The organism is Caballeronia udeis (genome assembly GCF_001544555.2).
In the GTDB taxonomy this organism is placed as follows: Bacteria; Pseudomonadota; Gammaproteobacteria; order Burkholderiales; family Burkholderiaceae; genus Caballeronia; species Caballeronia udeis.
Map to the genome: position 1 here is coordinate 68,521 of NZ_FCOK02000023.1, position 23,457 is coordinate 91,977.

A 23,457-nucleotide genomic window follows, 5' to 3' on the forward strand; every position below is an offset into this window, starting at 1 on the left:
GCGGGAGCGGCAAAACCGTGAATCGGACCAACTGGAGGCAAGCGACTCATCAAGCCTGCGGAGAACAATCCCAGTATTCCGACTTGCCGCAAAACGTCGTAAAGCGCCGTGAAAAGGCAGTGCAGGCGTGGGCGCCAGTCCATGCCAACAGCGTTTTATCAAAGTGTTGACAGTTTGCAAAGTGCAATTTAGTATGACTCCATGACAACCGACTACAGCACCTCAACCGTTACCGTCGCCGAACTCCAGTCACATACCCTGACCGGAGTGGTGCAGAACGAGATCGAAAAAATGATCCTGCGGGGCGAGTTAGCCCCAGGGCAGCGCCTGAACGAGAAACTCATTTCCGACAAGTTGTCGGTCAGTCGTGGTCCGGTTCGGGAAGCATGCCGGGCGCTCGCAGAACTGGGGCTGGTCTATTTGATTCCGAACCGCGGTGTCTTTATCAAGCGGCTCACGAAGAGCGATGCGATCGAGGTCTACGATCTGCGCGCCGGGTTGATTGGCCTGTCGGCATCGCTGCTAGCGCCGATCCTGACCACGCAGGCCGCAGCGAAGCTCGATGCATTCGTCGACGAAATGGAAGATGCGGCGGAAAAGGGCGATTTTTCGCGCTTCGATCCGGTGAACCTCGAGTTCCATGACTTCATCGTGCGCTCGACTGAGAACACGCGGCTGATCAAGTTGTATGGGAGCCTCGTGAAGGAGTTTCACCTGTTTCGTGCGCACGGACTGGTTCAACGCGGCTCCTTGCTGCAATCGAATCGAGAGCATCGCGAGATTGTCGTGGCGCTGAAGTCGAAGGATTCGAAGTTGAGCTATGAAGCTAGTTTCAGCCACGTTAGCCATGGCAAGGAACGCATGCTGACGGCGCTGGATGACTTGGCTAAAAACGCGTCTTCGCCCGTTAAGCACTCGGAGATGAGCGATCCGATCGTGTAGCACGGCGGGCGGAAGGGACGATCGAATATGGAGGGTCAATTACAAATTGGCCGGTCGAATTATTACGGTCTACGAATTGTATTGGATGTGCATGCCCGGAGATGCTGATTTGGGCGCCGCTATAAGATGCTGTCAAAGAGGTTTGCCAATATCATGCTTGAGCTTTCGTTAGCATGCCAAATTACTGATCGGACCCGGGCGCTGGTTGACGGCCGCGTAAGCGTCGGTGGATGTCGGATCAACTTTGTTCATGGTCCCGCGGAGGAGCTGTTTCAGCGAGCGTTTCGTCATGAGGAATTTGACATCTCGGAGCTGTCGCTCGGCACGCACCTGCTCACTACGGCGCGTGGCCAGAGCCGCTACATTGGCGTGCCGGCTTTTGTGTCGCGCTCGTTTCGCCACTCGGCCATCTATGTGCGCGCCGATCGCGGGATCGACTCAGCCGAAGCGCTGCGCGGACGCAAGATCGGCGTGCCTGATTTCCAGCAGACGGCAGGGGTGTGGGTACGCGGTTTTCTCGACGACGAACACGGCGTGCGCACACGCGACGTGCACTGGGTCACCGGCGGGCTTGAGCAGGCGGGGCGCGAAGTGCGCATGCCGCTCGACTTGCCTGCGGACATCAGCATCGCTCCGATCGATTCGGGCGCAACGCTTTCAAAACTGCTCGATACTGGCGACGTCGACGCGATCATCGCGCCCAGACCGCCCTCATGCTTCGGCCGCAATCCGAATGTCCTGCGCCTGTTCCCGCATTTTCGCGAAGCCGAGGAAGCTTATTTCACGAAGACGCGTCTGTTTCCGCCGATGCACACCATCGGCATCCGCCGTTCGCTGGTGGAGAGATATCCCTGGTTGCCGGTGAACGTATTCGCCGCTTTCGTGAAAGCGAAGGAGATCGCCATGACCGAACTGACCATTACCGACACGCTGCGCGTTACGCATCCGTGGATCAACGCGGAGGTGGACCGGGTCAAGGCGCTGATGGGCAATGACTACTGGCGCTATGGACTCGACGCCAACCGCCCCGAACTGGCCGCTCTGCAGCGCTATGCGAGAACCGACGGGCTCATCGGTCAGGAGGTACCGCTCGATGAGCTTTTTGCCGCAACCACGTTTGATGGTTTCAATTTCTGAGTCACGAAACGTCGATCAAAAAACAATCAGGAGACGATGTAATGGGCAAGACCGGTAGTACCCGCTTCAATCGGCGCAGCGCGGCGCTGTTCTCATGCGTAGTGCTTCTCGCGATCAACTCGATAGCTGCGCGCGCCGCCGACGGGTGGCAGCCTCATCGGCCCGTTGAGATCGTGGTGCCGAGCGCGCCCGGCGGTGGGCTGGATCTCGTAGGACGCACGCTGCAAAGCGTCATCCAGCAAGACAAGCTCTCAAGCAAACCAGTCACCGTCATCAACCGTCCGGGCGGCGGCGGTACAGTCGGCATTGCGTACATCAACTCGCATCCCGGGGACGGCCATTACGTCAGCGTGCAGGCGCTACCGCTGATCACGAACCGCATCACCGGCATTAGCACGGTAGGCGTAGACGACGTGACGCCGCTGGCCGTCTTCGTAACCGAGCCGGTCGTCTTTGCGGTTGCGGCGTCAGGGCCGATCAAGACGGGCAAGGATCTTATCGAGATGCTGAAAAAGGATCCCTCGGCGGTCAGCATGGCGGTGTCCAGTTCGCCGGGTGGCCAGAGCCACGACGCCGCCGCCTTGGTACTGAGGGCGGCTGGGCAGGACCCGAAGAAGCTGAAAATAGTGTTCTTCGATTCAGGCGGCGAAGCGGTCACCTCGCTGATGGGCGGGCACGTCACAGCGAGCGCAACACCCGCGGGAGTCGTGCTTGGACCGAGTCAGGCGGGTCGTGTCAGGATGATCGGAATTCCTTCGAATTCCAGAGAAGGGGGTGATCTGGCCAATGTGCCGACCTGGAAAGAGCAGGGTGTGAACGTGGATTTCAGCACATGGCGGGTGCTCGTCGGGCCGAAGAACATGACCCCGGATGAGATCGCCTGGTGGGACAACGTGTTGAAGAAGGCCACCTCTTCCCCCGAATGGAGCGCAGCAGTCAAGCGTAACCTCTGGACTGCTGACTATAAGAATAGTGCCGAAACCAAAGTTTTTTTGAACGAGGAACAGAAGCGGTTGACGTCGCTTCTTACAGACCTCGGTCTCGCAAAGTAGCCCCATAGCGGAAATATTCGTAAGAGTTTGCTCCACCCCTGACTTTTCCACCGTATCAACCAACGACATGGAGAACCATATGTCACGCATCGTCCATCTCGCCGTCAAGGTCAACGATCTCGAAGAGGCGACGAAGTTTTATACAGAGGTATTCGGATTTACGGAGGTCAAGACCGGCCGCAACCGGGAGCACATCTCGCGGCATATGACCGACGGCCACATCGACTTCACGCTGATGCAATACGACAGCGAGGATTCGCATGAGGCGACTATTGCGGGAGAGGGACCGCGCCTGCACCACTGGGGCGTGACCGTGGACGATCAGGAACTGGCGGCCGAGAAGATCAAGCAATATGGCGGCACGATCCTCTCGGCCAAGGGCGAAGGGGCACTCAAATTCCGCGCCCCGGATGGCACGATTGCCGAAGTCGTGAAGCCCGGACGCTACAACGAGAAATAGAGCGCGGAATACCTTAGCCCCAGCATCAGTGCAGGACCGGCGACGCCTGTGTAACGGGCGCGCCGGAGCATGGAAATATAGGGAGGAGACGTGAAAAGCTTAAAGGGTGACGCGCAGCTAGCCATCGGCGTAATCGTGCTCGCCGCCGTATATCTGTACATGGACATGCGCCTGCCGGAAGTGCGCCTGAGCGATCCGCTTGGACCCAAGGCATTTCCGGCGCTCGTCGGCGTGGGGTTGATAGCGTCCGCGTTGTTGTTGCTGCTCGAACGGCGGCACAAGCTGCGGATCAATCCGCTCGCCGAAACACCGCCTGCGGCTGATGAGCCGGGCACCAATCCAGGTAAAAGTATCAGGCACTCGCCGCTGGTCCTGGTCGGCATGGTGGCCTGGACGGCGCTTTATTACGTGTGTTTCGATCGTGTTGGCTACCTGATTGCTACGACCGTGTTCCTGCTGGGTCTGCTCACGTATTTCAACCGAAACCGCCACAAAACGAATATTGCGGTCGCACTTGGTTTCACGCTTGTTTTCGACTTGCTGTTTTCCCTGGTGCTGGGCGTTCCAATGCCCGCCGGCCTGTTATCGATTTGACGCGGAGCACCACATGGAAAGCTTGTACGGGATACTGCATGGACTGGCTGTTGCCATCCAGCCGACCCACCTTCTCTATACCCTGATCGGCGTGTTCATCGGTACGATGATTAGTCACCTGCCAGGCATCGGTCCATCGGCGGGGATTGCGCTGCTGATCCCGGTCACCTTCGGCATGGACCCGATTACCGCGCTGATGATGTTGACCGGCATCTACTACGGCTGCATGTACGGCGGCGCAGTGACGGCCATTCTGCTGAACACCCCGGGCGATGCCGCTGCTGTGATGACCGTACTCGACGGCTATCCGATGGCGCGCAAAGGTCGTGCTGCGGCCGCACTCGCCATTGCCGGCGTGAGTTCGTTCATTGCCGGCATGATCGGTGTGACGTGTCTCTCGTTCGTCGCCGTCCCGCTCGCTGCGGTGGCGCTGCACTTCGGCCCGACCGAATACTTCGCGCTCATCTTCTTCGCTCTCTCGACCGTCGGTGCGCTCAATGGCAATTCGATTGCGAAGGGCATGATGGCGGTGTTCATGGGGCTGGGCCTCGCGACCATTGGCATCGACCTGCAGAGCGGCGTGCCGCGCTTCACCATGGGCCTCGCACAACTCCAGGACCGGGTGAGTTTTCTCGTGGTTGTCGTCGGGCTTTTCGCGATCGCCGAGGTCAGCCGGATGGTGGAAGGCACGCTCGGCGGGACGCTGCATTCAGTGAAGGTGGAAGGCAAGCTGTGGTTCACGAAGAAGGAATGGAAACGCGCCCGTCCGGCAATCTTCCGCGGAACGGCGGTGGGCTTCCTGTGTGGTGCTGCGCCAGGCCTGGGTGGCACCTTGGCGGCGATGCTGTCGTACGTGCTGGAGAAGAAGATCTCCAAGCATCCCGAGGAATTCGGGCACGGCGCGGTGGAGGGTATCGCTGCCCCAGAAGCCGCGACCAATGCTGATACCTGCGGCGCTTTCGTCCACCTGCTTGCTCTCGGCGTGCCGGGCTCCGGGGCGACGGCCGTAATTATGGGCGCGTTCATCATGTACGGCATCCAGCCCGGACCCATGCTGTTTCATACGCAGCCGGATCTTGTCTGGGGGCTGATCGCGAGCATGTACATAGGCAACATCATGCTGCTGGTGCTGAACCTGCCGCTCGTAGGCATTCTCTCCAAGATTCTATATGTGCCGCCAGGTATCCTGCTGTGCCTGATCCTGGGCATAGCTTCGGCGGGGGTCTATTCATTCAACAACGATGTCTTCGACCTGTACCTCGCGCTTGGCTTCGGTGTAGTCGGTTTCCTGTTCCGCAAGCTTGACGTGCCCAAAGCGCCGCTGCTGTTTGGGCTGATTCTCGGGCATACGCTGGAGCAGTCGTTCAGGCAGGCGCTGACGATCTCCAATGGCGACCCGACCGTGTTTGTCCGCAGCCCGATCGCCGCTGGCCTGCTTTTGTGCGCTGTCATCATGATCGGGGCTTCGATCTGGAGCAAGCGGCGTCCGGTCAAGGACCTGCAACTGGCCGAAGCCCGCATTGCGGAGCAACGTCTGGCGGAACAGCGTCTCGCCGAACATCGGCATTGACGCTGCCTGATTGATATCTGAATGAACCTGCTGGCGGCACGGATCTCCGCGCCGCCAGAGGGGCGACTCGCGCTGAATCTACCCGATTGATCATGGGGAAAATAATGAATGTCTATCGACTATCACTAAGTTTAGTGATCCTTATGTTAGAGAGTTCGAACGTCTGGGCGCAAAGCAGTGTCACCCTCTATGGCACGCTGGACGACGCGGTGGCCTATTACAACAACGTAGGCGGTCACTCAGTGATCCAGATGCAAGGCGGCGGGCAGGAAGATAACAAGTGGGGGCTCAAAGGCGGAGAAGACCTGGGTGGCGGCATGAAGGCGGTTTTCGCACTGGAAAATGGCTTTGTGATCAACAACGGCACACTGGACCAGGACGGTCGCGAATTCGGGCGACAAGCCTATGTGGGCTTGTCGAGCGAGGCGTTGGGAACACTGACTTTGGGACGTCAGGACGATCCGACGGTCGACCTCGTTCAGCCCATCACCGCCGACGGGTATGGGTCGGCGTTTTCAACGCCGGGCGACGCGGACAATAACGATAACTCGCTGTGGGTCAACAACGCGGTGAAATATCTCAGCCCAAGCTACGCGGGATTCCAGTACGAGTTGCTTTACGGGTTCGGCGGCGTGCCCGGCAGCACGACATCGGGTCAGACCTATTCAGCTGCGGCCTCTTTTACCAACGGCGGATTCAGTGCTGCGGGCGGGTATTTCTTTGCGAAGAACGATCGCGGTGGAGCGGGTTCATCCGATCCGATCGCCGATAATTCGGTGACGCCATTGAGTGGCGCGACTGCCTTTGTGGGCTCGCGCCAGATCGTGCAGGCAGGCGTGCAATACGTATTGGGTGACTTCACTGCCAATGCCCGATACAGCAACGCCCAGTTCAAGCCCTATCTGAATTTCGGGGCGTTCAATCGCACTGAGACGTTCAATATCGGCGCGACATCGCTGGGCTGGCAGGCAACGCCAGCGCTATTGCTTGCCGTTGGCTACACGTATACGCGATCCAGTGGAAATGCTTCGGCCACCTATAACTCAGGGGCGGCCACGGCCCAGTACGGCCTATCCAGACGCACGAACTTTTATGCAACCGTGGGCTACACGCACGCGAGCGGTACCTCGTTTTCTACCGATGGCTCAACGCTCGTGCCCGCAGGAGGCGCGGTCTCCGACCTTGCGCCGACCTCGGGGACGCCGACTCAGTTGGCGATGATGCTTGGCATCGTCCATAAATTTTAAGCGTGCATTTGGCTATCTTTTCTGCGAACGCATAAAAACTGGGTAGTTAATTACAAATGCCGGAGATTCCCGGGCTAAACCTACTTGCACACCCAATTACTTATGTATATTGTCAACAGTTAGCAGCCTAGCGTTTACAGTAAGAGCGGTAAAGCGGTTATTAAGCGGATGCGTGGTACAGGCGAAGCGAAAGAGCCGCGGAGCAAACAGTTCGCGGCAGAGCCGGTAGAAATAGTAGGTGTACTAATAAAAATGAAATCAATAAAACTTATCAATATTGACGGAGATACCATGCGACGCCTCGTGATTCCCAGTCTTGCCTTGGCCGCATTGAGCGGCGTTTCGACTTCCTACGCTCAAAGCAGCGTTACGCTTTACGGCGAAATAGATAACGCGTTCGCCTACTACAACAATGTGGGTGGCCATTCGCTTTTCGCCATGCAGGGCGCTGACTTGACGGCTAACCAATGGGGGATCAAGGGTAAAGAGGACCTAGGAGGGGGATTCTCAACGATCTTCAACCTGGAAAATGGCTTCGATATCAATACGGGCACGTTGCGCCAGGGCGGTCGTGAATTCGGCAAGAACGCATGGGTCGGGCTCGCGTCGAAGTCCCTCGGGACGATCACCATGGGTCGTCAACTTGATCCCACTGTCGACCTGGTGCAACCGATCACGGCTGACGCCTACGGTCCGGCGTTCACCACACCGGGCGATGCAGACAACAACGACAACACGTTCCGGATCGACAATTCGATCAAGTACACGAGTCCGAGTTATGGCGGTTTGCAATACGAATTGATGTATGCCCTTGGGGGCGTGGCGGGCAGCGTCTCATCGCAAGACACAATTTCCGGTGCTGCGGCGTACACACGCGGACCATTGAGCGTAGCGGCGGGTTATATCTTTGCGAAGAATGACGGAGCGGCCGGGGTGGGGACGGCCGACCTGACCCATAACAATTCGGTCACGCCACTGTTTGGCAGCGTCTCGTTCGTCGGCTCGCGCCAGATCGCCCATGTAGCGGCGCAGTATGTAATAGGGCCGTTCACGGCGAACATTCGTTACAGCAACGCGCAATGGAAGCCTTACATCAAACTAGCGGCATTCAACCGGACGGAAACCTTCAATACTGGCGGAACGTCGCTCCAGTACCTGCTTACGCCTGCACTGGCGTTCAATGTGGGATACGTCTATACAAGATCGACGGGTGCGTCATCAGCCACTTATCACACGGTCGCCGCCAGCACCGAATACTCCTTGTCGAAGCGTACCACGCTGTATGCCATTAGTGCGTACTCGCATGCACGAGGCACGACCTTCAACGCAGCCGGCACCGGTATTGTGTCTGCGGCCGGTTCGATCGGGGATCTCGAGTCGAGTTCGAGTACGCCCAGTCAGGTCGCTGTCATCCTGGGCATTACCACCAAGTTCTGAAGATGACCAAGCGTGGAAGATGTGCGGAAATCCATGACTTGCACTGGTGGACAGTGCCAGGTGCGGGCGCCGCGATCAGTCGATCAGCATGGCGTCGAGTTCGATATCCTGCTGCGGAAACGTCGGGACAAGGCGGCAGCCAAGCGGTTTTTCAAACGGGTGCTTGCCGCTTGTCCCGAAGCGTCGCGCGAGATCGTGGCTGACCAACTGCGCAGCTATCTGGCGGCAAAGGAAAACCGCTGGATATGACTGGAACGCCTCGGAATGCGAAAAACAAAAAATCCCGGTACCCACCTGATCTCGGCGCCCTTTGACAGTCTGCGCGTCGTCGATAAGCAGATGCATTTGCCGGCCGCCGCCCGGACTCGCCAGCCGGGACTCCCTGACGGCGTTGCCTGAATTCAGATACGCATCACCCTGAGCGCCCGGACCCGGCATGGCGGGTTGACTACGCCTGCTGCCGGATTCCGATAAGGCCAGGCACATCAGGCGGGTCCGTCATTTGTGGCCGCATGCGAGCGCGACCCGGGCCGGGGCACACCGTGTGGCCATCAGATCTTCAGTCGCGTGACCTTGGTGCCTTCCAGCGAGACACCGGCCATCAGGCCGGCGTTGGTCAACACGAAGGCCTGCACCGGCGCGGTCGCGGTCGACGTATCGATATTGCCGTTCGCCCCGACCTTCACCACGGCGACCGTCGCGTCAACCCCGGCTGCCCAGCCTTCGCTGTTGCGTAGTGACTCGGCCGCCCACCGGAATTCATTCTGCTGCTCGTACCTCATTTCAACGTCGAGGTTGATATATAAACCATGAATTATAGTTAATCAAAATAACATTAATTATCGTTAATTCTTCTGCGATCCTACTCTTTTATTAAGCCGGACTGCAGCATGTAGCTCTCGTCCGTCGACCAGCCGACTAGCGTGAGCGGTGCGGCCGAAGTTGAAGGAGAAGGACATGACCATCTCAGAGAGATCCCTGCGTTTTGTCGTCGACAAATGGCTTACACCCGTCCCGGGGATGCGGATCCGCGTAGTTCAATTCGGTCGCGTTGGCCACGACAAAGGACCCTATGTACACGTCGAGGCATTCGCGCCGACCGGATCGCGTGCAATTTTCTTCTTTCGCCACGATGACGGCTGCTGGTGTGTGTTTCCCCCTAGGCGCACACAGCCGGCGATGAACGGTTATCGGCTTGCAGCGTGACGAGCGCTAAAAAGCGCTGACGAGATACGATGAAAACGGAACCGACGACGTCCTTGAACCATCAGGAAATCTTGACCCACTGCCATGCGCTTGCCGCAGCGAGGCAGAGCAGGCCTGTTGAAGCGCGGGGGTGGCGCCTATCGGTTACGCGGGCGGGGTGTCCAGTGGATAACCTGATCAAGCCGCGCGACTACAGCACATCTGATGAAAAGTGCGCCCATTGACAAAGTTAATGCGGACTTATGGAGAGCGTGCAAAATCTATGGTCCCCCCCATTTTTGCAAACTGCCTTCCCGAAGCCCAATCCTTGCACGCAATTGTCTTCATTCCTCGCTCGGCACGGCTACGTAGTAAACGGGGTCTGTTTGCGGATATGGCTGTCCGTCGTCGGACCGGTGCGCAACTGGAGTAGTTGAGAGCTAACGCGAGGGCTACCGCCGAAACGCACTTGGCGCGCTTGGAAAACCACGCATGTCACCGGGATCTTGAGCAAAGAATTGCTTTTCTTTTCCTACCTGAGGCGGGCGGGGCAAGAAGAACATTGCACTGCTCAAGCCGGTCGTTACCAACGTCCGACTCGGGACATTCTTGAACGCCTTGCGGACCGGACCGGGCGGTGCGATCAGTGCGGCGTGGCCACTTTGGTGAGCCGGCTTTGCAGCGCCTCGCGGCGTGTGGCGACGCGCTCGCCAAGGTTCACGAGATCGAGCCCGGTCTTGCGCAGTTCCCGGGAACAGCTCCGACTCTTCTTCTTCGAGATGATGCGTGACGCTCTCGATCAGGACCTTGGTGGCGTCGAAGCCTTCATCGCTGGCTTTCATCATCGTTAAATTTTCGATCAGCGTCTTGACCAGGAAGTGCTCCATCTAGTCAAGACCCGGTACGAGATGGGCTTCGGGCTTTTCCAAGCACGGTGGTTGGCTCGGTAATCTCAAAAAGCGCGGGTGGCCTTTTCCTTGCGCCGTCGTTGAATATCCGATAGTGGATCAGTCTCGCCAGGTGCAAGTTGGGCGGTTCGCACCAATGCGTTCGTCCTTCTTGCGAGCGCGGCCGCTCGTACGATTCTTCCTGTCAGTCACAACCGCAACTGGTCCAGTCGGTCGTTCGCGGTCTTCCGTCGATATTGCATGTCGTCGAACAATGGCTAGCCGGAACGCGAGCAGCGGCAGTATTCGGCTCCAAGAACCGTACGGAAACGTGAAGGAACGCGGATTGCAGGCACATGTTCATGGCCGTCAATCCGAAGATCATGGGCAAGTTCGCCATCTCGATACGGTTACGCGTGGTGGGTTGGTTGGCTCCGGTGCCGATGATTCCCAGGCTAAAGAGCAGAAATGCGAATTCGCCCGCAATGGGCTTGGGCGGGAGCGCGGCCTGCGACGAGATCTGAATATTGGTGATGCCATGGGCGTTCAGCGTCGCCGCAGTGGTTAAATAATAAAGAAAGCGACCAGGTTCGAGAATCCCATTCCGATCCAGGTGTCCATCCGAATGCGTTTGAGGCTCGACGGCCCCTGAGCCGGCGCGTTCTTCAAAGCCTTCTGACCGGTCTCGGCGCGCATCTCTTTCACCTCTTGAGACGCCTGCCAGAAAAACAGTTAAGGACTGGTGGTCGTCCCAAGGACCCTTGCAATAAAACGGATAGGAGCCCGAGCCCGATGGTATAGACGCGCGTCGGGCCGCCCAATACGAGGTTGACCGCGGCTCCCATCGCGGTGAGATCAGCTGCGATGTTGATGGTGTTGGACAAGAAGCAAAACGACAGAGCCGTAAAGCAGCCAGGCTGGATAGTAACGCCGGATGTTGGTGGCGAGTCCATGCCCGCTGACCCGTCCCAGTCTCGCGCTGATCATCTGGATGGCCACCATCAACGGGTACGTAATGATGATGGTCCACAGCATGTTGAAACCGAACTGGGCCCCCGCCTGCGAGTAGGTTGCAATACCGCTGGGGTCGTCGTCCGAGGCGCCAGTAATCAGGCCAGGCCCCAGCCTTTCCAGCATCACTGGACTTCGGTATCGGGCGTGTCGGACGGATTGATGTCAACGGACATATAAGGCATCAGTTCGCTTGAACGGCCCGCGGTCATTGCGCAGGTGGGCCGCAGTGTGCCTTATAAAGCTTACAACATCGATGGCAAGGTTGGGCCGTTACTTCCATCGGCATCCTGCCGCATGCGACCAGACAGTCGCATGTCTGTTCGAGCGTCATCCGGAGGAGCGTTGTCGAAGCCTTCGATCTTCGCGGCGAGGTAGACGAACTCATGGGCGCCGTCGTCTACCGGTCGCTCGTTTTCGGCCTCAGATACCGCGAGATGAACGTGCGGGTCTGTCCATCCGGAAAGGTCACTGCGACGCGCTCTCCGCTTGCAAGCTTCACCACGCCTGCGCCGTAACGGCGCACCCATACTTCGTCGCCCGCCTCCCAGGTCCTTGTCTTTCGCGCGGGCAACTGCGCATGTTGCGCATCGTGCTGCGCTTCGTGCATCTCTCGCGGGCCCGGTGTGATCGTGGTCGGAGCCAGGCGATTGTCACACGTGCCGCATACTCCGCCGTTCAGTTCATCGCGAATGTTGGCCCCAGCATCGCCATGACCATACTCACTCGATACCGCTGCGCGCGATGTATCGATGCTCACCATCTGCGTGGCGAAGTAATCGAGCACGATCCGCCAGCGGCATTGGGCACTTTGCGCATAGCCGATCATTCGTTCGAGTATGTTTCGGTCATTCTCGGCCATCGCCGCGTAGTGTTTCGCGGCTTCCCGCAGACGTTCGTCCGCAAGTTGATCCGCACTGCGTGCCTGCAGCTTGACGGCCCCGCGGCGCGTACGGTTGTAGCGTTGAGCATCGACGCCTGCGTCCAGGAGCGCCGCGTGAACCGCGTTGCATTCCGCAACCGTCGCGCAATATACGATGCCCGCGCCTTCTCGTTCCGTGACCTTATCGACGAGACGTTTGCGCTTTTCCTGCAGATTAGTAAATTGTTCGACCGTGAAGCGCAAGTTGGCGCGATATACGCCGGTGTTGACCACGCGGCGTTATCCATGCCTAGTTGGTGGAAGATATCGGTCATCACAGCCGGTGTAGCCGTTGCGGTCAAGGCGAGAATAGGCGGGCGGCCAAGCGCCTTGATTGAATGCAGCATTTCGACGAATGCGGGACGAAAATCGTGCCCCCATTCAGAGATGCAGTTTGCTTCGTCAACGACAACCAGCGCTACCTTTGCCTTGTCGCGGGCGTCGAGCATGGCGATGAAGTCCTCCTTGATAAGACGCTCGGGTGTCACAAAGAGAATCCGACATTCGCCCTCGGTCACCGCGTCGAGAGCCTGCTTTTCCTCCGACGCCGACAATGAACTGTTCAGTAACGCCGCCGGGATTCCCGCCTCAAGCAGCTTCTCCAATTGGTCCTTCATCAGCGAGATCAAGGGCGAGACCACCAGTGTGGGTTCTTCGGTAGCGAGGGCCATTTGGCTTCTGGCTTTCCCTGTGCGTTGATCGGTGATTTAGCGCTTTTTCTTAGCAAAGCGAATGCCGCGCCGAGCGCATCACATGTTCGTCAAACAGGCTGTTGGCAAAAACTCGCGTTCGCCATCGGTCTCACGTCAAGGGAACGGTATTTGCACTACTCCTTCACGGGCCGAAAAATCGTGCTCGAAGCGCTAATGCCTAAGGAGGCGATATGAAAACATTTGCTAAGCAACTTCTAGTTTCAGTCACGGTTCTCGGATTGTCGTGCAGTGTGTACGCCCAAGCGGGCGGTGGAGCGGGTGCAGGCGGCGGTGCTGGTGCCGGCGGAGGCGGAGGCGCTGGCGCTGGCGCGGGTGGGGCGGGTGGAGGGTCGGCCGGTGGCGGCGGTGCGGGCAACGGCGGTGCCGGCGGCTCAGGAGTAGGAATGTCTACGCCAAACCAAGCTGGGAAAACGGGGGGTGCAATGAGTGCTCCGGGTAAGGCGGTCCCCGGCGGTGGATTGGGTACCGGAACAGGCGCGAAGCCGGGCACGGCCGGCGCGGGAGGCTCGACAAGTAATGGATCGAGTAACTGACGAACAGTCTGCAGCCCGCCGTTCGGCGGGCGCGCAAAGGAGCTTTAATCTCCTCGGCTCTCCGAACCGATTGTCGGCAAATTCCGTTGGCGACGAAGGCAACCGTGTATTACTGATGACGGGGCAGGCGCACGGTAAACACCGTTTCTGCCTCGTCGGACCGTGCTTCAACGTCGCCGCCATGAGCCTTGGTAACCTCGCGGGCGATATACAGCCCAAGTCCCGGATTGCCGTCCGCGTCGTATTTGTTCTCTTGATCCGGGCCTCGCCTGAGAGGCTCAAAAATCCGGTCCAGGGTTTGTTGCTCAATGGCGACTCCGCTGTTCTTCACCTCGAAACGAACTTCCTCGTCCGCCGCGGTCACAACCACCCGTACCGGCGAGTCTGGCGCTCCGTACTTGATCGCATTCAGGACCAGGTTGCCGAGCAACTGCTCCAACCGTCTGCCGTCCCAAACACCCTTAGAGTCTCCCACCCTCACCAGATCTATCTGGTGATCCGGGTGCGCTGCTCGCACCAGGTTCAGTTCATCGGCAAACAGACGAGCCAAGTCGACGTTGGTCGGAGAAATATTGATACCCAAACCCAGTACGATTTATTGCATCGAATCCAGGAGGGCCAGATCGATCCATCTTTCGTGATCACCCACACGGTCCCGCTGGAAGGCGGCCCGGGTATGTACAAGACATTCCGCGACAAGGAAGACGGCTGCATCAAGGTTGTCCTCAAGCCGTAGCGGACGCGCGGACCGGTGATTCAATGTCGCAATCGCGTCGCCGTCGCGGCGTTGAACGGTGCCGGCGCGGCGTTTCCATGGCGCCGCCACGTACGCCGACGACGCGCGTCAGGGTCTGACAGGCCCGAGGCCGATCATCCCTTCGCAACGAAAAAAGTGGGGCACTTCGAGAAGTGCCCCAAACCACCCTACGACTACGCTGTCGCAGAAACCATGCTCGTAGTGAATTGCATTCGGATAAAACGATTACTTCGGATGCGCCGCCAACTCATCCAGATGGTCCAGTAGGTCGCGGGGATCCTCGTACACGCGGATCGCACCCGCTCCCCGGAGTTCCTCTTCCCCGACACCACCCGATGTCAGTCCCAGTCCCAACGCATGGCATCGCCGAGCGCCGAGCAGGTCCCATATGCTGTCGCCAACGATGTACGCGCGCTCAATCGGAACGCCAAACGCTCGGCGGCTTTCAGAAACAGATCCGGCTCGGGTTTGCCGTGCTCGACCTCGTCACCCGTGAGTACCAATGTTTTCGATGTGTCCAGACTCAGCTTTTCCATGTTGGAGGCTGTCGCCTCGGGACTGCCGCTGGTGGCGATTGCCCACGGTATATCGGCTCCAGTCAATGCTGCAAGAAGCTCACGGGCTCCTGGGAGCGGCTGAATCTGGCCGTTCAACCGGTCGAACGCCTCTTTCTGTCTTTTTTTGATTCGGTCGACGCGATCCGTATTGATGCGGCCACCGACCTCTCGTAGAAGCTGTTTCACGAAGAGCTCGCTGCTCATGCCTATTTTGCGGTGGATTCTGGAGACGGGCAGGCTCAGTCCTTCGCTCGTCAGCGCTTCGGTCCATGCGATCACGTGTTGGTAGACGCTATCGATGAGCGTGCCGTCGAGATCAAAAATGAAGGCTGATTTCATTGGAAATCGCGCGGAGCGGTGCATGGATTTCGAGGGCGGCGCAGATGGTGTTGACGAGCGCTGCCTTGCGCCAGTGAGGCCCGTCTGTTCGATATCGATGAAAAGCTGCCAATACATGAGCGTGATCGAGCTTGATCATCGTTGTAATGCGAGGGGAGGCTCCGAACGATTCAAAGTCCATAGTGTGTGCCTGCTCAGTTAAAAAGGGTTGCGCGCACGTATGCGAGATCCTACGGTCAGCCGCGAGTGTCCTCGGCAAGCAATGCCCGAGCACTTGCCGCCTACCTCGTTGGAAGGCTGGTCACCTCGGTAAGAGGGGCGGCTCGATAAGACAGACGGCCCTCTAAGCGGGCCATCCTTCCAAACAGGAACTCATGCAGCTGCTATTCAGTCGATCCTACTTCGCCGTAGTCGCCTGACCTGCGCCGAGATCCGCGCCGGTCGTCGGATCAGCATTGACGTCTGAAGCCGTACGGGACGCCATCGCCTGCAGGACCTCGACATCGGCCTCCGTTACGCCAACTGTTGCGAGTCCGTCGCCGCCGTCAACAGCGGGCTGCGGGTCTTCAACGAACTTCCAGTCGCCGCCTTCGTTCCAAGGCCCACGGATGTCGTCGCCCTTTGACATATTGAAATAGACGCTCGTGAACTCGGGCACGCCCGGCAGCTTGCCCTGCGGGAAGTTGGGTTGGATCGAGTGCAGCGCTTTCTCGAAAGACTTCTGGTGGGCGATTTCGCGTGTCATCAGAAATCCCAGCGCCTCCTTGATGCCTGGGTCATCAGTGACATTGATCAGCCGCTCGTAGACAATTTTTGCACGTGCCTCTGCCGCGATGTTCGAGCGAAGGTCGGCCGTCGGTTCTCCAATCGTGTCGATGTAAGCCGCGGTCCAGGGCACGCCGGCCGAATTGGTCAACGCAGGTCCACCGCCATAAAGCAGGGCCGTCGTATGCGAGTCATTGCCTCCTTCAGTGAGCGATCGATACAACTCGGCCTCGGACTCAACGGCTTCTGCAAGCTGACCCTTTGCGCCTTTGTTCAGCATCGCAACGATGGAGCCGATGATTTCCAAATGACTCAACTCTTCGGTAGCGATATCGAACAACATGTCTTTGCGGCCCGGATCATCTTCGCTGACCGCCTGAGTGAAGTACCGGCACGCGGCCGCCAGCTCGCCTTGGGGGCCGCCGAATTGCTCGAGGAGGAGGTTCGCCAAGCCCGGGTTGGGAGCCGAAACGCGGACGGTGTATTGCAGGCGCTTGTTGTGTACGAACATTGATATCTCCAGTCTAGGTTAAATGAAACGTTTCGCCATACGCATGTCGAACACGCGTCAAACGGAGGTGCGAATCGTTGGGTCGAGCGGCGCTGCGTTTGACCGCACAGCGCACCCAGTGCTGGGCGCTCGATTCTCAAGGCTTGCGGCCCTGGCGAAGGTTGCAGTGTTTAAGAAAGGGGATGCGCAGTGTTCTGTGCAATCGACGTACCACCAGAGCGCTAAAACGGGTTTTCACTAAAAAACCGGATGCTCGGATATGTACGGTGACAATCGGCACCGAGGCACCGTCGAAGCATTGGGAAACAAAATCTAAGGACCTAAGGATCTGGCTTCCGGCAAAATAATCCGAAACGTGGATCGCGAAATGAAGGGGGAAGTAGACTTTGACCGAGGACAGAAAACAGGAATGAGCACAGACAGGAACTGCGAAATAAAAATGTCAAAAGTCGACTCGAATCCCACCAACGACCGAAAACATATCTGTCGAGGAATGCTGATCGACGGGGAAACGTAATTGGTGCCGTGTTGTTTTCCCTGCGCGGGGATATCGCGAATGTAGGGGGGAAACTTAAGACGAGTCAGGCGGGGAGCCGGCAAAATCCGCTGTTTCCATCGCGACTTCGGTAACAAGCCGTGATTTGCGTCGGGCCGCTGCTCGAGATACGGCAGTGAATTGTTCAGTCGCATTTCGATTGGAAAAACGACATACGGGATTGCCAATTTTTTCAATTCGGCGGCGAAGGGGTCGGCGGGTAAGCGTGGGCGACGACACGCATAGCAGCGGGCTGCGTCCTTAACTGGCATTGAGACAAGAATATGGATCGATCAGTGACTGCGCCGCTCTACAGGGTGTCTGGCCTCAGGGAGCTCTGGATTGCGGGTATTGCAAACGCGATGCTCTGGCTTGAGGTACTGGCTGCCGGCCTCTTCACATTTCAGGCGACGGGCTCCGGGCTTGCCGTCGCGATCGTCTCGGCTGCGCGAAGTTTTCCGCTGCTGTTGACGGGTGCGTTCATCGGGGTTTTATCGGAGGTTACAGCTACGGCGCGCTCGTCACGTCTCTTGGTTTGCAGGTTTTCAAAGTGTCGTCAGCCATGGGGTCTGCTGGCGTCCGCCGAGGATCGCTCGTCGCCGGCTTGGTCATCGCTGTTCGGACGCCGCGCGGGCGGCCCATCGTTTGGCTAGCTACCGGTGCTGCCGGCCTTTTCCTCGCGCTCGTTGTCGCGTCACTCGTTGGGTGGTCGGAACATCCTTTCGTGCCCGTCCTGGCCGTACTGTTCGTCGGGGGATTCGCTAGTGCGCTCTATAACATCTTTCAAACCACGATCGTAATCGACGTAGCGCCCGAACGCCTACGCAGTCGCATGATGGGGTTGCTCACCGTCTGCATTGGGACTTGGCCACTTGGAACCGTGATCGCCGGTGCGCAGTCCCGCCCGTTAGGGTCTTTAGGCGCACTTGGAGCTTTAGGGGGATGCGGCCTTGTTGTCCTCGGCCTAATTGCCGCGGTAGCGCGCCGCGGTTAGATAAGGTTCAAGGCGGGTTTTGAATAACGTGCGTGCTTTGTCTTTGTGCCGAGCTATCAGGCGTCCACCCGTTTCAGCCGGGCTATTGTTGGAGGACTGCACGGCTGTCAGGAACTCATTGCAGAAGAACCGGCGACCCGACGGCCGCCGATACATAAGGCGAAGGCTATTATTGAGTCTTCTTTGTGGTGGAGTCCGGGCGCAGCTGGGGGTCTTCCCCTGCCACGCGCTCGACCGCCCCATCCGTGCCGCGCACGGTGTCGTTCACCGTCTCGGTGCGAGTGCTTGATTCCTTGCCGACCACGACCTCTTCGATCACGCGTGCGGTTTTGGCGACGACCGGCTCTTCCGCTGTTTCACGCACTTCGACGAAGCCTTTCTTCAAGTCTGCTGCAGTCGCCGGGCGGTCAACCGGACGGCGGTCGATCGTAGCGTGTTCCTCGCGCAGGTTCACCGACTCGCTGACGGGCGTTTCGGTCAGCCGGGAATAGACCCGAACGCCGCTCGTGGATACTTCACGCTTGCCCACTGACAGTTCTTCTTTGACGACTGGAAACGCCTGACGGTCCGCTGCAATTTCATCCGCCGTATAGGCAGGAACGCTACTGTCGTAGCCGCTGTAGCCGGAACTCTTCCACCGTGCCACGCGTTCGTCGATATCGAGGGCGCCGGCACCATTGAGCGCGGCGCGGACACGGTCAACTTGCGACTCGTCTGCTACGTCCACTGACAGTAACGCATGACCGCGGCGAATTGACTCATGGTAGTGGTTCACTTCTTCGTCTTGTGAATTCGGACAGCGCCTGTCTCGGTCGTTTTCACCCCGACTTCGAGTTCTTCCTGGACTGCGGCGATCTGAACTTCGTCGGCGTGAACGCCATCAGAGGGCGGGGGATTGGCGGACGTCGGCTTCGCACTCTGTACCACGGGTGTGCTCCAAAGAAAAAAAGCCGAAGCGATTGCTTCGGCCGACCTACGGTCAACTCACAGACGTCCGCTGCCTGGGCGCGTCACACGGCTACGCGCGGGAACGGCGTCGTTCCCAACGGCGGAGCCGCCGGCGTCCTCAAAGGGAGGCTGATGACGGAATCCCGCGCCCCCGGACACGATAGCGATGATGGCACCCACGATGAGCGCGGCGAAGGAGAACCAGCTGGCGCGAGCGACACCTCGCGCGGCAGTATCGGCGGCCTGTCGCGCATCTTGTTCCGCATCCGGGCTCGACGCCGCTGACGCGGCTGACGCAACGGCCGCCTGCACCTGCTGCTTCGCCGAATTAAGCATCGACGGCTCCGTGCTGGTTTGGTTCGCGGCCGTTGCCCCAACTTGTGCGCTCGTGGCCGCAACGTTGCCGGCCATGCTCACCGCACCTCCGATCAATGAAGTCATACCGAAGACAATCAGCAAGGTCATAACGGCCCACGACAGCAGTCCGTGCAGCCATCCAAGCACCGGCGCGCAGCGACCGGCAAAGTACGAACCGATAAAGACAGCCAGCACCGTCGTTACGATCACCCAGACGCCCGACCCAAATCCGAAGCCGTGTAAAGGATCAGGCCGGGATAACGGGGAGAGCAGAGAGGCTCCAATGGCGGTACCAAGGACGCTCATGATCAAATAGACAATAGACGAGAGGATCACGCCAGCAATCACAGAACCCCATGAAAGTCGCGGCAGTCCGTCCTGGGTGGTTAGCAGTTTCATATGTCTTCCTAAGTGGGAATAGAAGCCGTTAGAGATCCTGTTTCAGCCACGCGAATGCGTGCACTAAGACTGAGCAAGCCGTATGCCGCATCGATCGCGCGGCCGCGGCCCCTTCCTCTCACCGCACTGGCTCGCTGAAGCTAGAGTAGGGAATGACCGTTGAAAGTCGATACTCGACCTTGCTTCCTGCAAACAAAAGTTCGTCAGGCATGCCCGGTGCTCGGTAATTCCCAAAAGAGGAGGGTTAATGGGAAACGAACATAGAAACGCTCGTGCGGCAGTCTGGACGTCGCGCCGAGTGACGCGCGGTACTTCCAAAATACGCGTGTTAGTTGTCGACGACAATGTCTCGGCCGCGCAGGCGCTGGCGACCTATCTTTCGCTCGAGGGGATGGAATGCGAGGCGGCGTTTGGCGGACATGCCGCTGTGTCTGTCGCCACTGAGTTCAGGCCACACGTGATCCTCATGGACATATCGATGCCGGACTGCGATGGCTACCAAGCGGCATTAGCGTTAAGAGGTGACGCGCGTACGAAAGAGGTCGCTATCGTTGCGTTCACAGCATTCGACGAAGCAGAACTGCGCCAACACGTCGTAGACCACGAGTTCGACGCTTATTGCCAAAAGGGACAGGCACCATCGCGGCTCGCCACTTTGGTCACGCTGTTCGCCCACTGAGGGAGCCGGACCTCTGCTCAGTGCAATGAGGTGCGCCCAGCGTACCGTCTTGGCGCTTCTAAACGCGGCTATAACTCGGGATTCTGTAGGTCACCTGATGCAAGCTGTTCGCCATACCGCTGCGCGGCATCGACTGCCGATTGAGGGTCTACGAATGGGCCCATTTCCGGGCACCCTTCGAAGGGGAACAAGATCCGCTTATCGGTCAAACGCACCACCTTAAGCGTGCCGTAGAACTGGCCGGGAACTCCGCGATACGACGCGTAGATTCGAAAATCGGCAAGCGATCGACCCTGGATTGCAGGTTGTAAAACTGCTTTGAATTGCGTGAAATTTTTCCGCGGGCCTTTTGCCATTTTCGCCACCAAACATATCGATCTCAGTCGAATAATTTTGGACGTGCTTCGCCAACTTCCGGAATTCGCGACCCGCGACGTGCTCTTCAGCGGCGAAGGGGGATGGTTATTCGATTGGAGGTTGAGCGCTCCGAGCGTTGATTACAAACGCCGTTTCCGTATGGTCCGCCTCGGCGCTGGTCAGGCCTCCTTGACGTCATTGTCCCCTCCATCGCTCAGTCGCTATGAGCGGTTAGTTTTTCCGGCGCCGGGTGTTCCATCTCCTAGATCTATGCCCATTTTCTCGCAATGTTGTACGCGCCGGTGAGCGAGCTCCCATGTGCAAACGGGGTGCCCGAACCACTTTCAACCACGACCGCGTGGAAACGGCACGGGTGGAATGGCGTTTGCATTAGTGGCGTCGTCTCTCATGCCTGTGAGCCTTCGATACTATCCACCGTGGTCATCCGCGAAGGAGTTGATCTATGAAACCCGCCCCTATCGCCGCTGCGCTTCTGGCGCTTGCCACGGCCGGCTCGGCCGTCGCGCAAACGCAAGCTGCGAGTACTACCGCCGCGAACGACCTGCCGTCGCCAGACAAGGAGTTCGTACAAGCAGCCAGCATGTCCAGCTCTACTGAAATAGACGCAAGCAAACTTGCTGCGAAGCAGTCACAGGATGCAGATGTAAAAAGCTTCGCCCACCACATGGAAGTGGACCACACGAAGTTGGCGATCTCGTTGAAGATGGCGGCGCCGCACGGCGTAGCCGTGCCAAAGGACAATTCCGACATGGCCGTTCTCAATTCGCTGAGCGGCCTTCATGGCAAAGCGTTCGACGCGGCCTACATCAAGCAGGTCGGGCTCGACGGGCACAAGAAGGCCGTAGCAGCCTTTCAAACCGAGGCTGACGGCGGCCAAAACGCAGCCCTCAAAAAGGCTGCTCAGAAAGCTCTGCCCACGATTAAAGAGCACTTGAAGATGGCGCAGGAACTTGCGACCAAGAAGGGCATCACAGCCCAGTAGCGAAGCAAACTTTCCGCAAACTTTGGAGAGCATCATGGCAGCGAAAACATTGAACGATTTGTTCGTCCACGCCCTGTCGGACATCTACAGCGCAGAGAAGCAGCTTACCAAGGCATTGAAGAAACAAGCCCGGGCCTCGATGAGCACGAAACTCAAGGAGGCTTTCGAGACGCACCTGGAAGAAACTCACGGGCAGATTGAGCGCATTGACCAGGCGGTGGAGGCAACTGGCATCAAATTGAAGCGCATCAAGTGTGTCGCGATGGAAGGATTGATCGAGGAAGCAGATGAGGAAATCGGCGAAATCGAGGTGGGCCCTGTGTTGGATGCTGCTTTGATCGGCGCGGCGCAGAAAGTCGAACACTACGAAATTGCTTCCTACGGAACGTTGTGCGCGCTCGCGAAGAAACTAGGTTATACACAGGCGATGACTCTGCTGAATCAAACCTTGGAAGAGGAAAAAGCGACCGATAAGAAACTGACCATCTTGGCAGAGCAGGAGGTTTCCGCCGAAACGGCAGGGGCTAAGGTCTAAGCGAAGCAGGTGATTGGCTGGCTGGCCCCGAGCAAAGGGGCAGGCCAATCATTCATATAACAATCAGCGGGTTGAGTCGCCCCCGGTTCGCAATCAATGCTTTCTTCCTGCGGCGATAAGGGGGCGTTCACAACGCCTCCTTGATGACTTGAGCGTCTTTACGTAGTTCGGATCGAAGTGCCGCGAAATGGGAAGCGCGACGCAATTGGGCTCGCAACACAAAGAACGCCGCTATCGAGACTGCTATCCAAGATCCTGCAACGCCCCAGACGACGTCTATGAAGTAAGGTGTTCCAAATGCAGTGGCAATCAACGCGATACATAAAAAGGGGCGAACAACAGGCCTATCGCGAGCGCGACCATCGCGATGAGCTCGCGCAGCAGCTTTGCCTTCGTATCCGCGAGCTCGAGCGATATCAACTCCGCGTAATCGCCACCACGCTGAGCGCAGAAAGCGCGAACCGCCTTCCACGCGCGGACGTGACCTCGCACCTTCGTCAATGAACTGAGTGCCATCGATGTCTGCTCAAGGTCAGTAGCGGCGCCCCCGAGCGGGCGGGACATCATCATAGTTTATCGAGTCGCGATTTGCGCTCTTGAAGAGCGCACCGAGGAGGAAGCCGGCCAGCCCCACCACGGCAAGCGTGATCAGCGGGTTTTCAGTGGTCGTCTGACGCAACTGACCGGTTGCTTGCCCATAAATCTCTTGCACTTTACCTCCGAGCTCTTTTGCTTTCCCGGCAAACTGAGCACCTGCGTCGCCGGTAACGCTTCCAACAACATCCTGTATTTTGCCAATCGTTTCGTTGGTCGCGCCTGTTATCTCGTTCGTTTCCATCTGAGCCTCCGAGGTTGGTAGGGTATGTGTTGCAGGGAACAAGAGCCTTGATTTATCGCTTGCTACATCAATGGAAAACTAAGTAAAGGATTACTAAGACAATAACGGGAACGCCGAGAAGCCAACCGAGTAAATAGGGCATGTTGTTTTACCAAAAAGGATGCACAGCAGCGTAGGTAGTTAGGATCGGCGA

Annotated in this window: 23 protein-coding genes and 7 pseudogenes; 16 read left to right on the top strand and 14 right to left on the bottom strand. The window is 58.2% G+C overall.

Annotation, left to right across the window (positions count from 1 at the left end):
* The first annotated feature begins 201 nt into the window (after window positions 1-201).
* From AWB69_RS18080 to AWB69_RS45835, 9 genes and pseudogenes are all read left to right on the top strand, one after another.
* Window positions 202-942: an FCD domain-containing protein gene (locus AWB69_RS18080; protein WP_062087156.1), complete on the top strand. Its 741-nt coding sequence runs from the start codon at window positions 202-204 to the stop codon at window positions 940-942.
* A gap of 153 nt (window positions 943-1,095) precedes the next feature.
* Complete coding sequence (locus tag AWB69_RS18085) at window positions 1,096-2,079, top strand: hypothetical protein (protein ID WP_062087220.1); 984 nt, start codon at window positions 1,096-1,098, stop codon at window positions 2,077-2,079.
* Between the two features lie 41 nt (window positions 2,080-2,120).
* On the top strand, window positions 2,121-3,131 hold the full coding sequence (locus tag AWB69_RS18090) for a tripartite tricarboxylate transporter substrate binding protein (protein ID WP_062087158.1): 1,011 nt from the start codon (window positions 2,121-2,123) through the stop codon (window positions 3,129-3,131).
* Between the two features lie 79 nt (window positions 3,132-3,210).
* Window positions 3,211-3,591 (top strand): VOC family protein, encoded by a 381-nt coding sequence (locus tag AWB69_RS18095; RefSeq protein WP_062087159.1) that lies wholly within the window; start codon window positions 3,211-3,213, stop codon window positions 3,589-3,591.
* Between the two features lie 90 nt (window positions 3,592-3,681).
* Complete coding sequence (locus AWB69_RS18100) at window positions 3,682-4,185, top strand: tripartite tricarboxylate transporter TctB family protein (protein ID WP_062087161.1); 504 nt, start codon at window positions 3,682-3,684, stop codon at window positions 4,183-4,185.
* 13 nt (window positions 4,186-4,198) lie between these two features.
* Complete coding sequence (locus AWB69_RS18105; protein ID WP_062087163.1) at window positions 4,199-5,755, top strand: tripartite tricarboxylate transporter permease; 1,557 nt, start codon at window positions 4,199-4,201, stop codon at window positions 5,753-5,755.
* A gap of 143 nt (window positions 5,756-5,898) precedes the next feature.
* Entirely contained in the window at window positions 5,899-7,002 is a 1,104-nt protein-coding gene (locus tag AWB69_RS18110) for a porin (RefSeq protein ID WP_231937154.1), read from the top strand.
* A 291-nt stretch (window positions 7,003-7,293) separates the two neighbouring features.
* Window positions 7,294-8,439 (top strand): porin, encoded by a 1,146-nt coding sequence (locus tag AWB69_RS18115; RefSeq protein ID WP_062087167.1) that lies wholly within the window; start codon window positions 7,294-7,296, stop codon window positions 8,437-8,439.
* Window positions 8,440-8,511: 72 nt separating this feature from the next.
* Window positions 8,512-8,670 (top strand): annotated as a pseudogene (locus AWB69_RS45835) (DDE-type integrase/transposase/recombinase); the annotation flags it as partial.
* A gap of 320 nt (window positions 8,671-8,990) precedes the next feature.
* Here the strand turns inward: AWB69_RS45835 and AWB69_RS18125 are convergent.
* Window positions 8,991-9,173, bottom strand: a pseudogene (locus AWB69_RS18125) (BPSL1445 family SYLF domain-containing lipoprotein); the annotation flags it as partial.
* Between the two features lie 223 nt (window positions 9,174-9,396).
* Between AWB69_RS18125 and AWB69_RS49460 the strand changes: the two are divergent.
* The gene (locus tag AWB69_RS49460) at window positions 9,397-9,645 is read left to right on the top strand and encodes a hypothetical protein (RefSeq protein WP_075643933.1); all 249 of its coding nucleotides are present in this window, start codon (window positions 9,397-9,399) and stop codon (window positions 9,643-9,645) included.
* A gap of 431 nt (window positions 9,646-10,076) precedes the next feature.
* Here the strand turns inward: AWB69_RS49460 and AWB69_RS48715 are convergent, their stop codons facing one another.
* The 4 genes and pseudogenes from AWB69_RS48715 to AWB69_RS50790 form a co-directional block, all read right to left on the bottom strand.
* Window positions 10,077-10,511 (bottom strand): hypothetical protein, encoded by a 435-nt coding sequence (locus AWB69_RS48715; RefSeq protein WP_062087171.1) that lies wholly within the window; start codon window positions 10,509-10,511, stop codon window positions 10,077-10,079.
* 433 nt (window positions 10,512-10,944) lie between these two features.
* Window positions 10,945-11,648, bottom strand: a pseudogene (locus tag AWB69_RS47075) (NRAMP family divalent metal transporter); the annotation flags it as partial.
* Between the two features lie 274 nt (window positions 11,649-11,922).
* The gene (locus AWB69_RS49465) at window positions 11,923-12,678 is read right to left on the bottom strand and encodes a RecQ family zinc-binding domain-containing protein (RefSeq protein WP_062087175.1); all 756 of its coding nucleotides are present in this window, start codon (window positions 12,676-12,678) and stop codon (window positions 11,923-11,925) included.
* Between the two features lie 104 nt (window positions 12,679-12,782).
* A pseudogene (locus tag AWB69_RS50790) lies at window positions 12,783-13,115 on the bottom strand (DEAD/DEAH box helicase); the annotation flags it as partial.
* 212 nt (window positions 13,116-13,327) lie between these two features.
* Between AWB69_RS50790 and AWB69_RS47785 the strand changes: the two are divergent.
* A complete protein-coding gene (locus AWB69_RS47785) occupies window positions 13,328-13,690 on the top strand; it encodes a hypothetical protein (RefSeq protein WP_156528890.1) in 363 nt (120 codons plus the stop codon).
* A 109-nt stretch (window positions 13,691-13,799) separates the two neighbouring features.
* Here AWB69_RS47785 and AWB69_RS45860 read toward each other — a convergent pair whose 3' ends face one another.
* Window positions 13,800-14,207: a sensor histidine kinase gene (locus AWB69_RS45860; protein WP_331712680.1), complete on the bottom strand. Its 408-nt coding sequence runs from the start codon at window positions 14,205-14,207 to the stop codon at window positions 13,800-13,802.
* Window positions 14,208-14,282: 75 nt separating this feature from the next.
* Between AWB69_RS45860 and AWB69_RS50795 the strand changes: the two are divergent.
* A pseudogene (locus AWB69_RS50795) lies at window positions 14,283-14,426 on the top strand (glutathione-dependent formaldehyde dehydrogenase); the annotation flags it as partial.
* Window positions 14,427-14,672: 246 nt separating this feature from the next.
* Here AWB69_RS50795 and AWB69_RS18155 read toward each other — a convergent pair.
* The 3 genes and pseudogenes from AWB69_RS18155 to AWB69_RS18160 all read right to left on the bottom strand — a co-directional run bounded on the left by AWB69_RS18155 (window position 14,673) and on the right by AWB69_RS18160 (window position 16,619).
* Window positions 14,673-15,343 (bottom strand): annotated as a pseudogene (locus AWB69_RS18155) (HAD family hydrolase).
* Between the two features lie 13 nt (window positions 15,344-15,356).
* Window positions 15,357-15,524 (bottom strand): annotated as a pseudogene (locus tag AWB69_RS48720) (hemerythrin domain-containing protein); the annotation flags it as partial.
* 216 nt (window positions 15,525-15,740) lie between these two features.
* The gene (locus AWB69_RS18160; protein ID WP_062087181.1) at window positions 15,741-16,619 is read right to left on the bottom strand and encodes a manganese catalase family protein; all 879 of its coding nucleotides are present in this window, start codon (window positions 16,617-16,619) and stop codon (window positions 15,741-15,743) included.
* 819 nt (window positions 16,620-17,438) lie between these two features.
* Here AWB69_RS18160 and AWB69_RS18165 point away from each other — a divergent pair.
* The gene (locus tag AWB69_RS18165) at window positions 17,439-17,807 is read left to right on the top strand and encodes a hypothetical protein (RefSeq protein WP_062087182.1); all 369 of its coding nucleotides are present in this window, start codon (window positions 17,439-17,441) and stop codon (window positions 17,805-17,807) included.
* A 510-nt stretch (window positions 17,808-18,317) separates the two neighbouring features.
* Here AWB69_RS18165 and AWB69_RS18170 read toward each other — a convergent pair.
* Complete coding sequence (locus AWB69_RS18170; protein ID WP_082913462.1) at window positions 18,318-18,923, bottom strand: YsnF/AvaK domain-containing protein; 606 nt, start codon at window positions 18,921-18,923, stop codon at window positions 18,318-18,320.
* A gap of 209 nt (window positions 18,924-19,132) precedes the next feature.
* The gene (locus AWB69_RS18175; protein ID WP_062087183.1) at window positions 19,133-19,852 is read right to left on the bottom strand and encodes a YrzE family protein; all 720 of its coding nucleotides are present in this window, start codon (window positions 19,850-19,852) and stop codon (window positions 19,133-19,135) included.
* Between the two features lie 247 nt (window positions 19,853-20,099).
* Between AWB69_RS18175 and AWB69_RS18180 the strand changes: the two genes are divergently transcribed.
* A complete protein-coding gene (locus AWB69_RS18180; RefSeq protein WP_062087184.1) occupies window positions 20,100-20,531 on the top strand; it encodes a response regulator in 432 nt (143 codons plus the stop codon).
* A 68-nt stretch (window positions 20,532-20,599) separates the two neighbouring features.
* Here AWB69_RS18180 and AWB69_RS18185 read toward each other — a convergent pair whose 3' ends face one another.
* Window positions 20,600-20,887: a DUF6723 family protein gene (locus AWB69_RS18185; protein WP_063977846.1), complete on the bottom strand. Its 288-nt coding sequence runs from the start codon at window positions 20,885-20,887 to the stop codon at window positions 20,600-20,602.
* Window positions 20,888-21,351: 464 nt separating this feature from the next.
* Here AWB69_RS18185 and AWB69_RS18190 point away from each other — a divergent pair, with 464 nt between their 5' ends.
* Complete coding sequence (locus AWB69_RS18190; protein ID WP_062087186.1) at window positions 21,352-21,891, top strand: DUF4142 domain-containing protein; 540 nt, start codon at window positions 21,352-21,354, stop codon at window positions 21,889-21,891.
* 34 nt (window positions 21,892-21,925) lie between these two features.
* Window positions 21,926-22,426: a YciE/YciF ferroxidase family protein gene (locus AWB69_RS18195; protein WP_062087188.1), complete on the top strand. Its 501-nt coding sequence runs from the start codon at window positions 21,926-21,928 to the stop codon at window positions 22,424-22,426.
* 309 nt (window positions 22,427-22,735) lie between these two features.
* Here the strand turns inward: AWB69_RS18195 and AWB69_RS49470 are convergent, their stop codons facing one another.
* Window positions 22,736-22,942 carry a hypothetical protein gene (locus AWB69_RS49470; protein WP_231937155.1) on the bottom strand — a complete coding sequence of 69 codons (207 nt, stop codon included), beginning with the start codon at window positions 22,940-22,942 and terminating at the stop codon, window positions 22,736-22,738.
* A 16-nt stretch (window positions 22,943-22,958) separates the two neighbouring features.
* Window positions 22,959-23,264, bottom strand: a complete 306-nt coding sequence (locus AWB69_RS18205) for a CsbD family protein (protein ID WP_063977847.1) — start codon at window positions 23,262-23,264, stop codon at window positions 22,959-22,961.
* Window positions 23,265-23,457: the final 193 nt, after the last annotated feature.